This is a genomic window from Vibrio sp. QJM3NY_26 (genome assembly GCF_057786005.1).
Map to the genome: position 1 here is coordinate 1,799,095 of NZ_CM173515.1, position 11,454 is coordinate 1,810,548.

Below are 11,454 nucleotides of genomic sequence, written 5' to 3' on the forward strand. Positions count from 1 at the left end.
CTTAGTGTTTAGTAACTACAACATAGACCTATATGAGTCCTCGGTTTTTCTATATACTCCCTACCTTATTATCATAATCAGACATTTAAATGACTCAAGTAGATTGGCGACATGTTACGCCTCAGTACGATGAATATAGCGCTCAACTAGAGCAATTCCCTGACATATCTCCTTTCACATTCTCAGATATTCAACATAGATTTAGAGATGCGCTAACCCGTTTTGTACGCCTATCCAATCTTTCACGAGTTCTACTTGTTAATGCGCCTGACAACTCAATCTATCGTCAACTTATCGTTGAATCTTTGACGACAGAGTTAAAAGACGATGCTCAGCCTGTTATAAAAACCGAATCTTTAAATGCAGCCGCTTTATTTGACCAAGTTCAGTCTAAAAATGGTGAAATTGTAGCGACAAAGCCAGGTCTACTTTCTAGAGCGAACAATGGTTACCTCGTTGTCTCAGCGAATATGATTCTTGCAAATCCAGGAAGTTGGTTGTTATTGAAATCCGCACTTCTCGGTGAAGCAGTCGAACCAATTAGCAGTTTTCCAGAGCATCTAAATCAAACGCCTATCGCTGCACTGACATACAACATTAAGTTGATTGTTGTCGGAGACCGCGCTCAACTTGGTGATCTGGATTATCTAGATGGCGATATTCAAACAGGGTTTTGCCTATTCAGTGAAATAGAACAAGATATTAAGCTTTCACACGATACTTTGACCCAATATCTTGGGTATCTAAGATGGCTTCAGCAACGTTATAACCTCCCATATATTACGCAACAAGCACTAATTGGGATTCTTACCGCTGGCGCGCGTGAGACTGAAGATCAGAGCTATATCCCTTTATGCCCTATTTGGCACAATGCGCTATTGAGCGAAGCTTTGGTTGAAGCGGACAATGGTGACATTGATATTCACCATATTCAGCAAGCTCAACAACACAAATACAACCGCGAGTCTTACCTTCCTGAACGTGCTCTCGATGATATTCGAGATGGCCAAGTCATCATCGAAACAGAGGGTGAGCAAGTAGGACAAGTTAACGGCCTGACGGTTATTGACGTTCCTGGACACCCTATTTCTTATGGTGAACCAGCTCGTATTTCCTGTGTTATTCACTTTGGCGATGGTGACATTACCGATGTAGAAAGAAAAGCAGAGCTTGGTGGCAACCTTCACGCTAAAGGCATGATGATCATGCAAGCGTTTGTAAGTAGCGCGCTAAACCTTGAAGATCCGTTGCCATATGCTGCTTCTGTTGTGTTTGAGCAATCATACTGCGAAGTTGATGGCGATAGTGCTTCTCTTGCTGAGCTTTGCTCTCTGGTAAGTGCTTTGTCGGAATACCCTATCAATCAACAAATAGCGGTAACAGGCGCAGTTGACCAATTCGGCCGTGTACAAGCCGTTGGTGGGCTAAACGAGAAAATCGAAGGCTTCTACCATGTGTGTAAACACAACGGGCTAACTGGCGAACAAGGTGTGATCCTTCCAAGATCTAACTTAAGACACCTTGCTCTGAAGCCAGACCTAATTGAAAGCATCAAAAACAAAGAGTTCCATATCTGGTCTGTGTCTAATGTAGATGAAGCGATTCCTCTTATTATGAACGCACCATTTAGGGACGAAGAACAAGAAAGCGTTCTGAGTAAAATCGCGGAACGTATTGAACATTTTGAAAGACATGAGCACCCTATTGGAATCGTTGGACGCATTAAAAACTGGTTTGTCTAGTACTGATCGGACTTGTTTAGCGTACACCTGTTCACTAATATGCACCTATCAAAAATCGGAGTAATTGATAATGCAAAACAAACGTGATTCTTACACTCGCGAAGATCTTCTAGCATCAAGCCAAGGCGAGCTATGGCCAGAAGGTCCTCAACTACCAGCACCGAACATGTTGATGATGGATCGCATCACTAAAATGTCTGAGACTGAAGGTGATTTCGGTAAAGGTTTGATTCTTGCTGAACTGGATATTACTCCTGACCTATGGTTCTTCGACTGTCACTTCCCTGGCGACCCAGTAATGCCTGGTTGTCTAGGCCTTGATGCAATGTGGCAGCTTGTTGGCTTCTACCTTGGTTGGGTTGGCGGCAAAGGCAAAGGCCGTGCTCTAGGTGTTGGTGAAGTTAAATTCACTGGCCAAATCTTACCTACGGCTAAAAAAGTAACTTACGAAATTCACATGAAGCGTGTTGTTAACCGTCGCCTAGTAATGGGCCTTGCAGACGGTCGCGTTCTTGTTGATGGTAAAGAGATCTATGTTGCTAAAGATTTGAAAGTTGGTCTTTTCCAAGACACATCAGCATTCTAGTCTAATAGTTAGATTTTTAATAAAGCAGCTAATGGTTGCTTTATTTTTATTCCAACATATTTAGTTATAGTGCACTAAGATGTAACTAAGTAACCGTCATCAATTATATGTCCACCAGCGAAACAACCTTAAATCACTTTCTAATCAGCCAGTTCTCGGTTTATAAGGCCTTGTATAATTCTCAGATACTAACAAGGCTCCAGCTGTTATACAGCATGGAGCCTTGACCTTTGAATATGTTCGCCCTATCTACTTATAGAGACCTGAATGCTTATCATCTTTGGCATCACGCCAACCACCTAACCAATACGATTTAGAATCCATTTGGCTGTATGGGCAAGCTTCTTGTGACCTGCCGTTTAAACCAGCTTTGTAACCTTGAGATTGTGCTCGTTCTAGGCGATCACGCTTTTGTCTCTTCATAGTGCAGTCCTCATACGGGTGTTAATTTACTAACATACAATGATTACAACTTAGCGGAGTTTTTGTGACTCCAACTTTAAGAATCGATCAACTTTTCACTTTTCTCAAGGTGAAAAAAAGCCCGAGTTCAAAATTGTGAACTCGGGCTCAAGAGATAAAATTATTTAAATTTTCTACGGAACCCTAACAAGCCAAGTACAGTCAAACCTAACCAACCTAAGCCTGCACCTTGGCGGTCAACTTTTTCTGTGTCTGTGCTGCGAGTCTGGATATCTTCTTCAGTAGCACCGCTAATAGGAATCAACTTAACCGCGACAACCTCTTCAACTGCGTTGGAAGCAGCTCCGCCACAGTAGGAGTTATGTGCAGTTGTGTCATAAGGTTGCGCTGTGCCATTTACAGTACACTTAATGGCAGTTCCCGATATAACACCTGCATCATTAATGTCTGTCGCATCGATCACACGGAAATAATTATTAGCGTTAGAATAATCCTGACCATCAGTATTAGCACCATTAGTTAAGTCATCTAACCACCACGATTTGCTGCGAAAAACCCCACTGTAACGTTCCGTCAACGTACCTGAGACATCATCAGATTTATAGGGATAAATAAAACCACGGTGTCGACGCTCACTGCCATCTACTTCTCGAATCGGCTCAGCATCAATCTGCCCGACAAATTCATTAAAGTTGTTTACCGCTTTTGCTTCACCACCAGATCCAGTAAAGAAAATACCACCGGATAAGAATGTTGCACTAGGATTAGAAGCATCTTTAACAAAGAAAGCTTTGTTGGCTGCACTTCCACTTTCAGGAACATATCCATTTCGCTTCGCGTAACCTATAGCCAACAAGTTCTTGTTTATATCTGTAACTACAGAATTACTGTATCTAGCATCATCATTAGATGAGCCAGAATTCACCTGTGCACCACTAACCTGTGTAGTAGTCCATTTGGCACTAGTCAGATCTAATGAGTCACTCACAAAAACACTGGCATTCATGTCTTGTAAATCGCCATTACCATCTACAGTGTTATAGCCTACACCGTAAAAAAGAGAGTTTGACTCGGTAATTGAGCGCATGCTGCCTTGGGCAAAGTAATCACCTTGTTGGGCGTTGCCACCTCTGACCCAATCAATTTCTTCTGTATTAGTTCCATCCCAGATTGCTGCTTTTGAACTAAACGTTGTATTTGAAGTGTCTGTTTTAGGGCCTTTCGTAGATACACTACCTACGTTATAAACAGTACCGTTACTTGCTGTTATAGCTTTCCATACACGAGTTTCTGAACTTCCGGCAGGCGCAGCTGTCGTCGTAAACAATGCATTATTGCGAATGTCACCTTCAGATTTAACCCCCACTGGTTTAGCATTATCATCTAGGGAGTTGATTACCGTATTGCGAGCTTCAAAAGTATCACCACCTTCTACAAATGCTTTTGCATTTACATAACTTAGGTCATTTCGTTCATTATTCCAAGTGTCATACCAGCGGATGGATGCCCAACTTTCACACGTAGAGTATCGCAGCTCTCGATCACAATAGTTTTCGAAATCATCGCGCTCTTGGATGTATTGAAATCGAGCATCCATTGCGAATGGAACTTCTTCCCGGTAGCTAATTGCTTCAACGGTGTTACGTGTCTCGCCTGCGAGTTTAAATGTACTATCGGCACAGTTAGTTGCATTAGAATCAAAACAACCTAGAAGTAACTCATCATCAGGTAATGCTGGCAATACTGCGTTAACGTTGACAGCTTTACCTGGCTGAATTGCAACACCAAATATCTCAGATATTTCAGGTTCATCAGCAAAAGAAGGCGTTACTTCAACTACCTTGTAAAGCGCAGCATTCGCGTTAGTTGCAGCAAATACTAATGCTGCAACTGTTGTTAATTTAAATTTAGTACAAGTCATTATTACTTCTTAACTTTCCTGTTGTAGTGCCTCGAGCTCTTCCCAGCGCTCAAAAGCAACTTCAAGCTCCTGCTCTACTGCAGATAGCTTATCTAAAACTGGTTGTGTCTGCTCTACAGATTTTGAGAAGAAGTCTGGATCATTAACTTCTTGCTGCAGAGTTTCAATTTCGGTTTCCAATTCTTCTAAACGCATTGGTAGCGCTTCTAGTTCTCGTTGTAGCTTATACGATAACTTCTTAGGTTTAGCTTTAACTGGCGCAGTTTTGGGAGTTTCCTCAACAACTTTCTCCGCCTTTGCTGGCTTTTCAGCCTGACGATACTCCAGTGCTTGTGCTCTTTGTTTCTGAGCATCGTGGTAACCACCAACAAACTCTTCAACTACACCGTTACCTTCAAATATCCAACTCGTCATTACCGTATTATCAACGAACTGACGATCGTGGCTCACGAGAAGCAACGTACCCTCATAGTTGGCAAGCAAATCTTCTAAAAGTTCCAATGTTTCGATATCTAAATCATTGGTAGGCTCATCGAGAATCAACAAGTTATTCGATTTAAGGAAGATACGAGCCAATAACAATCGGTTTTTCTCACCACCAGACAGTGCTTTAACAGGGGTACGAGCACGTTTAGGAGAGAACAAGAAATCTTGTAAGTAGCTCAGTGCATGACGCTCACGTCCGCCTACTGTTACTTCTTGCTTACCATCAGCCAGGTTATCAATCACCGACTTCTCAGGGTCTAGAATTTCGCGGTATTGGTCAAAGTAAGCCACTTCAAGCTTAGTACCACAATGCAAACGACCTGAATCGGGTTTAAGTTGATCAAGAAGCAGTTTAAGCACCGTACTCTTACCACAGCCATTTGGCCCGATAAGGGCGATACGGTCGCCACGCATGATGTTGAAGCTAAAGTCTGTAACGATCTCTTTGCCTTCAAATGCAAAGTTAAGGTTCTCAGCTTCAAATACGATTTTACCTGAACGTGCAGACGTATCGATTTGGATATTCGCTTTACCTTGTACTTCACGACGATCTTGACGCTCTTCGCGAAGCTTTTTAAGGGCACGAACACGGCCTTCATTACGCGTACGACGCGCTTTGATGCCTTGACGAATCCAAACTTCTTCTTGCGCTAGCTTTTTGTCAAATTCTGCGTTTTGCATCTCTTCAACACGTAGTGCTTCTTCTTTCTCTAGCAAGTAGTTGTCGTAATCACCAGGGAAAGAACTTAGCTTGCCACGGTCAAGATCAACAATGCGTGTTGCCATTGATTTGATGAAAGCACGGTCATGCGAGATAAAGATGATTGAACCACGGAAGTCTTTTAAGAAAGCTTCTAACCATTCGATCGTTGCTACGTCTAAGTGGTTGGTAGGCTCATCAAGCAGTAATACATCTGGGTCACATACAAGCGCACGTGCAAGTGCGGCTTTACGTTGCCAACCACCTGACAGTTCCGTCAGTTTAGTATTTGCTGTGAGTTTAAGTGCAGCAAGAACATTACTTACGCGATCTTCAAAACGCCAAGCATTTGCATGATCCAATTTTTCTTGAACGCGAGTAAGGCGATTTAAATTCTTCTCGCTAGGATCTTCTGCAATCACATCAAGTAAGTTGTGGTATTCCTTAAGCAACTCACCTACCTCAGCCAAACCACCCGAGACGTATTCGTAAACAGAACCTTGCTCATTACGCGGTGGATCTTGCTCTAGACGAGATACAACCACATCTTGTGTGATCTGCATCTTTCCGTCATCCATGATGATGTTACCAGACAAGATCTTCATCAACGTTGATTTACCTGCACCATTACGGCCAACCAAACACACACGTTCGTTTTCTTGCAGTGCGAAATCCGCACCATCTAATAATGGGTGATCACCAAACGCTAATTGCCCATTATGAATTGTAAGTAATGCCATTCTTCTTTAACCAATCGTTAAGTTCTAACAAGCCAAAAGGCCAGTTAAGCTCTGAGTGTTTAGACAAGTCAGAGCTTTCAAATTTGAGTACCGGAATAGTGACCCCGTAACGGGAGAAGAGCTCATCATCCAATGCGATATCCACCACATTGATCTGATGACTTATATTCAGCTGTTCCGTGAGTTTGAATGCCATCTCACATAGATGGCACCCTTCTGTACTGTAGAGAGTCAGCACTATATATCCTTATACAATCTCTTAATTACTTATGAGTAATCAACCAGCAGTTATGAATGTGCTTGTTGCGAGAGAAATCCAGAGGCAACGTCTTAGACGAGATATTCTGAGCTTTAAGACCCAGTTCTTCCAGCCCTTCCATATCCATCTTGAAATGACGCTTGTTGTTAGAGAATACAATCGTGCCTTCTTCTCTTAGAAGACGCTTTAAATCTTCCATCAACTGGATGTGGTCACGTTGAACATCAAAAGATTGATCCATACGCTTAGAGTTTGAGAACGTCGGTGGATCAATAAAGATCAAGTCGTAAGATCCTTGCTCTTTCGCCAACCATTGTAAGCAGTCAGCTTGAACGAATTGATGTTGACGACCAACACGGCCGTTCAGCTCCATGTTCTCTTTTGCCCACTCAAGATACGTGTTCGACATATCTACAGTCGTTGTAGAGCGAGCGCCACCGACTGCAGCATGAACAGAAGCACTGCCTGTGTAAGCAAACAGGTTCAAGAAGTCTTTACCACCAGCCATCTCACCAATACGACGACGAGTGATCTTATGATCTAAGAACAAGCCTGTATCTAGGTAGTCATGAAGGTTAACAATCAGCTTAACGCCATATTCGTTTACTTCTAGGTTCGAAGAGTCTTGAGCCATCTTCTGGTATTGAGAACGGCCTTTCTGCTTCTGACGAACCTTAAGCACGACGTTGTTCGCTTCAACGCCAGTCACTTGGATAGAAGCACGGATGATATCGGTTAAGCGACGCTTAGCTTTGTCTTCCGGCACATCTTTAGGTGCTGCGTATTCTTGAATCACAAGGTGACCCGGATATACGTCAATCGCTACATTGTATTCTGGTAAGTCAGCATCGTAGATACGGTAGCAATCTAGCTGCTCTTTCTTAGCCCACTTACCGATTTTGCCGATGTTCTTTTTAAGACGGTTCGCGAAATCAGGTGCAATCAGTTGTTCTTGTTCGCCAGTTGGACGTTCAGACATAGGACGGTCTGAAATTGAGTAGTTCTTCTGGTGACACGGTAACGCACCGTTGTTCAGTTTGAACTGTTTGTCTGCACGCATACGCAAGCAGCTAAGTAATTCATCAGAACTTGAGAAGATAGAAGCGTTGCAACCGCCAAACTCAGCCTTCAGTTGAGCACCAAATGCTGTGTACAGTGCAATTAAGCCAGGCTCTGTACCTAAACGCTCACCATAAGGCGGGTTTGACACAATCACACCATCATTGAACTCTGTAGGACGTTTAAGCTTTGCAGCGTCACCTACTTCGAATTCAATCAACTCTTCAACGCCAGCACGACGTGCATTGTCACGCGCCGTTTTGATCATGCGTTCGTCATTATCATAACCGAAGAACTTACATCCTACTTTCTTAACGCCACGACGGCCTTGAACGTTCGCTTCAGCTTTAACTTCAGCCCAAAGCTCAGGTTCGAAATCTTCTAGTGATTCAAAACACCATTTCTGACGTTTCACACCAGGTGCCATGTTTGCAGCCATCATCGCAGCTTCAATTACTAACGTACCTGAACCACACATAGGATCTAGGAAAGGTTTGGTTGCATCCCAGCCACTACGAAGAAGAATCGCTGCAGCAAGAGTTTCACGCAATGGTGCGCGACCGGATTCTGGACGGTAGCCACGTTGATGAAGGCCACTGCCTACCATATCTACACCAAGGATCGCCTTGTCACGATGCAGACGAACGTGAATACGAATATCTGGATTTTCTTTGCTAATAGATGGGCGCGGTAAAGACTTCTTCTCGAAGCAATCTACAACGGCATCTTTTACTTTCATCGCACCGTATTGGCTATTACGGATTTCGTTGTTCGTACCATTGAAGTCAACAACGAAACGCTTGGTGCTATGGAATTGATTTACCCAGTTAACCGCAGTGGTCGATAGGTAAAGATCCATGTCATCCATACAAGTGAATTCTGAAAGGACACGTACAAATCGAGAAGCCAAACGGCTCCACAAACAACAACGATAAATTTGCTCATTGGTGGCTTTGAATTTAACACCTGCTTGAACAGGTTTTGCGTTTGTAATCCCTAGTTGGGTTAGTTCTTCAACTAATAAATTCTCAAGGCCATTTGAGGTAACCGCTAGATATTGATTCATAGTGTTCTTTTATTGATAAAAATGAGCTCGATTATACCTGAATTTGCTATTAGAGCATCACACTAAACTCGTCTTTTCATTGAATCTTTCTACTAACTGCTTAGCAAATGGTCAGTCATGAAGCGATCGCTTACTCGCATCCCCTTACAACACAACAACTCTCAATCTCACAGAAATAACACTCATCGATAGGCTTAAATCATTAAGTGCATTTATATTCACCCCAAATCTGGTATATACCAGAGGTAAATTTAAGTTGAAATTTAGCAACAAAAGACCCCAAACAGGGAATAAACAGAGGAAATCCACCATCGATAATAAGAGAATCGGTCGAAATTGAGGTTAAAAAAGATACGTTTTTTACAAATTAAATAAGTGAACAACGTCATTCAAATGAATGAACTACGTCGTATTTATTGAGATAGGCTTTTTTAGGCACAAAAAAATCGGCTATTAAGCCGATTATGGGGAAGGTATTACAGGTTTATTCGTAGCGATGGTTGGGTGAAATAATGCTCTAGTGATGCTCTAGGTTAGAGATTAGAGATTAACCCACCATCGCAATATGCGTTTGATGAAGGATGGCATTTGCGTCAGTCATTCTATCGTGCATGACTTTAATCGAGTCTCCAAAGCGTAACCCTTTTGAAGGCGTTAACAGGAACTCTTCTAAGTCTACAAATGCACATAAGCTCGCACACTCTCCTACTTCTAATACAATGAAGTAACCAAGACTATGCTCGTTATTCATTTGTACAATATCCCCTTCTTGAGGATATTCATGGCCAGCGCCTTGTGAGTCGAAGAACCAGCTTTTAGGCTGCACAGGCTTATGGAAACGCTTTGCAGCCACACAATAAAGTGCAAGCTCAGCTTGTCGTGGCTCAGACAGTTCTAAGCCAGAAATTTGTTCTTTGAAGGTTTGGTAGGAAGATGCATCATCAACAGTGAATTCATTATCTTTAAAAGCGCAGTCCACCAGCTTATTGCGGACCAGATTCGTTTTAAAAATCATATCCTCTCCGAGGTTTAGCATCAATGAACATTGCTGCTCATCGTAATACCAACTCCATGTATCGCTAGGTTTAAGCATCATTTCGTCTCACACTGTTGAACCATTCCATTAGGTAAAACGCAAAATTACCTTCAATTACAGTAATTTTACTGTGCGATAGGCAAAAAAAAAGAGGAAATGAATTCCTCTTTCTTATTGCTTTTCTCTACAACTCAGTGAGTTACAGTGTCTCTTTTATTAAGACGAGGCCGGATTGTAGTCTTTGGACTAAGATCGTTTTTACGAACTATAGATTTTTGACGATGTCGCCTACAAGGCCTGGACCTTTGTAGATGAAACCAGAGTAAACTTGTACAAGCTTCGCGCCCGCCATCATTTTCTCTTTTGCAGCAACGTAAGAGTCAACACCGCCTACCCCGATGATCGGTAATTGGTCACCCAGCTCTTCGTGAAGTTTACGAACAACTTCAGTACTGCGAGATTGAACCGGACGTCCACTAAGGCCACCCGCTTCATCGCAATGCTTCATGCCTTCAACAATGCTGCGATCTAATGTTGTGTTTGTTGCGATCACACCGTCGATCTTATTTTTGATCAATGATTCGCAAATCTGACTGATTTCGTCATCACTTAGATCCGGCGCGATCTTAAGAGCAAGCGGGACATATTTGCCATGCTTCGCTTCTAATTCAGATTGCTTGGTTTTTAGTTCAGACAACAGATCATCAAGTGCTTCGCCATATTGTAGCGAACGAAGTCCTGGAGTATTTGGTGAAGAGATATTTACCGCAATGTAACCCGCGTATTGGTAAACCTTCTCCATACAGATAATGTAATCTTCTGCGCCCTTTTCAATTGGCGTGTCTTTGTTCTTACCAATATTGATGCCTAAGATGCCGTCATAGTTCGACTTCTTAACATTCTCAATTAGGTTATCTACGCCTAGGTTGTTAAAACCCATACGATTGATAATACCTTCGGCTTCAACAAGACGGAACAAACGTGGTTTGTCATTACCTGCTTGTGGACGAGGAGTCACAGTCCCTACTTCTACAAAGCCAAAACCCATTGCGCCAAATGCATCAATACATTCGCCGTTTTTGTCTAGGCCGGCAGCAAGGCCAACTGGGTTTTTAAAAGTAAGACCCATGCACTCTACAGGTCGGTGAGGTAATTGTTGGCGATACAAAAGATCAATAGGTGTGCCAGTGAAGCGTTTGAAATTTTGAATTGCAAGATCATGAGCCTTTTCGGCATCAAGTTGGAAAAAGCCAGTTCTGGCTAGACGGTAAAGCATTGTGCCTCCGATAGAAAAAAGCGCCGTGTAAACGGGGCGATATTATTTACTTATTTACCCAACTATTCAATCTATTACTGTCTGTAAGGGTAAGATAATCGAGTTTGCTAACGAAAGAGGTTTATTATTAAGCAAACGTTACCGTATCCTCCAACGGATG

Annotated in this window: 9 protein-coding genes; 2 read left to right on the top strand and 7 right to left on the bottom strand. The window is 42.5% G+C overall.

Going from position 1 to position 11,454, the window contains the following annotated elements; all coding sequences use genetic code 11:
* Positions 1–89 precede the first annotated feature (89 nt).
* Both AC3CH4_RS08190 and fabA read left to right on the top strand, forming a co-directional pair.
* Positions 90–1,742: an AAA family ATPase gene (locus AC3CH4_RS08190; protein ID WP_488542790.1), complete on the top strand. Its 1,653-nt coding sequence runs from the start codon at positions 90–92 to the stop codon at positions 1,740–1,742.
* Positions 1,743–1,812: 70 nt separating this feature from the next.
* Positions 1,813–2,328, top strand: coding sequence for a bifunctional 3-hydroxydecanoyl-ACP dehydratase/trans-2-decenoyl-ACP isomerase (gene fabA / locus AC3CH4_RS08195; protein ID WP_010440782.1), 516 nt, complete (start codon positions 1,813–1,815; stop codon positions 2,326–2,328).
* Between the two features lie 249 nt (positions 2,329–2,577).
* Here fabA and rmf read toward each other — a convergent pair whose 3' ends face one another.
* The 7 genes from rmf to pyrD all read right to left on the bottom strand — a co-directional run bounded on the left by rmf (position 2,578) and on the right by pyrD (position 11,294).
* Positions 2,578–2,751 carry a ribosome modulation factor gene (gene rmf, locus AC3CH4_RS08200; RefSeq protein WP_017074275.1) on the bottom strand — a complete coding sequence of 58 codons (174 nt, stop codon included), beginning with the start codon at positions 2,749–2,751 and terminating at the stop codon, positions 2,578–2,580.
* Between the two features lie 160 nt (positions 2,752–2,911).
* Positions 2,912–4,672 carry a DUF3466 family protein gene (locus AC3CH4_RS08205; protein ID WP_237290406.1) on the bottom strand — a complete coding sequence of 587 codons (1,761 nt, stop codon included), beginning with the start codon at positions 4,670–4,672 and terminating at the stop codon, positions 2,912–2,914.
* A 9-nt stretch (positions 4,673–4,681) separates the two neighbouring features.
* The gene (locus AC3CH4_RS08210) at positions 4,682–6,598 is read right to left on the bottom strand and encodes an ABC transporter ATP-binding protein (RefSeq protein ID WP_488542791.1); all 1,917 of its coding nucleotides are present in this window, start codon (positions 6,596–6,598) and stop codon (positions 4,682–4,684) included.
* Positions 6,576–6,794, bottom strand: coding sequence for a glutaredoxin family protein (locus AC3CH4_RS08215; RefSeq protein ID WP_004733650.1), 219 nt, complete (start codon positions 6,792–6,794; stop codon positions 6,576–6,578). Before AC3CH4_RS08215 ends, AC3CH4_RS08210 begins: the two co-directional genes overlap by 23 nt.
* Before the next feature lie 67 nt (positions 6,795–6,861).
* Positions 6,862–8,982 (bottom strand): bifunctional 23S rRNA (guanine(2069)-N(7))-methyltransferase RlmK/23S rRNA (guanine(2445)-N(2))-methyltransferase RlmL, encoded by a 2,121-nt coding sequence (rlmKL, locus tag AC3CH4_RS08220; RefSeq protein WP_146454327.1) that lies wholly within the window; start codon positions 8,980–8,982, stop codon positions 6,862–6,864.
* Between the two features lie 547 nt (positions 8,983–9,529).
* Positions 9,530–10,078, bottom strand: coding sequence for a cell division protein ZapC (locus AC3CH4_RS08225; protein WP_004733648.1), 549 nt, complete (start codon positions 10,076–10,078; stop codon positions 9,530–9,532).
* A gap of 205 nt (positions 10,079–10,283) precedes the next feature.
* Positions 10,284–11,294 carry a quinone-dependent dihydroorotate dehydrogenase gene (gene pyrD, locus AC3CH4_RS08230; RefSeq protein ID WP_017077215.1) on the bottom strand — a complete coding sequence of 337 codons (1,011 nt, stop codon included), beginning with the start codon at positions 11,292–11,294 and terminating at the stop codon, positions 10,284–10,286.
* Between the last annotated feature and the right edge of the window lie 160 nt (positions 11,295–11,454).

What these genes read in the sequence shown, in the direction of transcription:
- AC3CH4_RS08225 (WP_004733648.1), bottom strand. Translation starts at nt 10,078, where the DNA reads ATGATGCTTAAACCTAGCGATACATGGAGTTGGTATTACGATGAGCAG.
- pyrD (WP_017077215.1), bottom strand. Translation starts at nt 11,294, where the DNA reads ATGCTTTACCGTCTAGCCAGAACTGGCTTTTTCCAACTTGATGCCGAA.
- AC3CH4_RS08215 (WP_004733650.1), bottom strand. Translation starts at nt 6,794, where the DNA reads ATGGCATTCAAACTCACGGAACAGCTGAATATAAGTCATCAGATCAAT.
- rmf (WP_017074275.1), bottom strand. Translation starts at nt 2,751, where the DNA reads ATGAAGAGACAAAAGCGTGATCGCCTAGAACGAGCACAATCTCAAGGT.
- AC3CH4_RS08205 (WP_237290406.1), bottom strand. Translation starts at nt 4,672, where the DNA reads ATGACTTGTACTAAATTTAAATTAACAACAGTTGCAGCATTAGTATTT.
- AC3CH4_RS08190 (WP_488542790.1), top strand. Translation starts at nt 90, where the DNA reads ATGACTCAAGTAGATTGGCGACATGTTACGCCTCAGTACGATGAATAT.
- rlmKL (WP_146454327.1), bottom strand. Translation starts at nt 8,982, where the DNA reads ATGAATCAATATCTAGCGGTTACCTCAAATGGCCTTGAGAATTTATTA.
- fabA (WP_010440782.1), top strand. Translation starts at nt 1,813, where the DNA reads ATGCAAAACAAACGTGATTCTTACACTCGCGAAGATCTTCTAGCATCA.
- AC3CH4_RS08210 (WP_488542791.1), bottom strand. Translation starts at nt 6,598, where the DNA reads ATGGCATTACTTACAATTCATAATGGGCAATTAGCGTTTGGTGATCAC.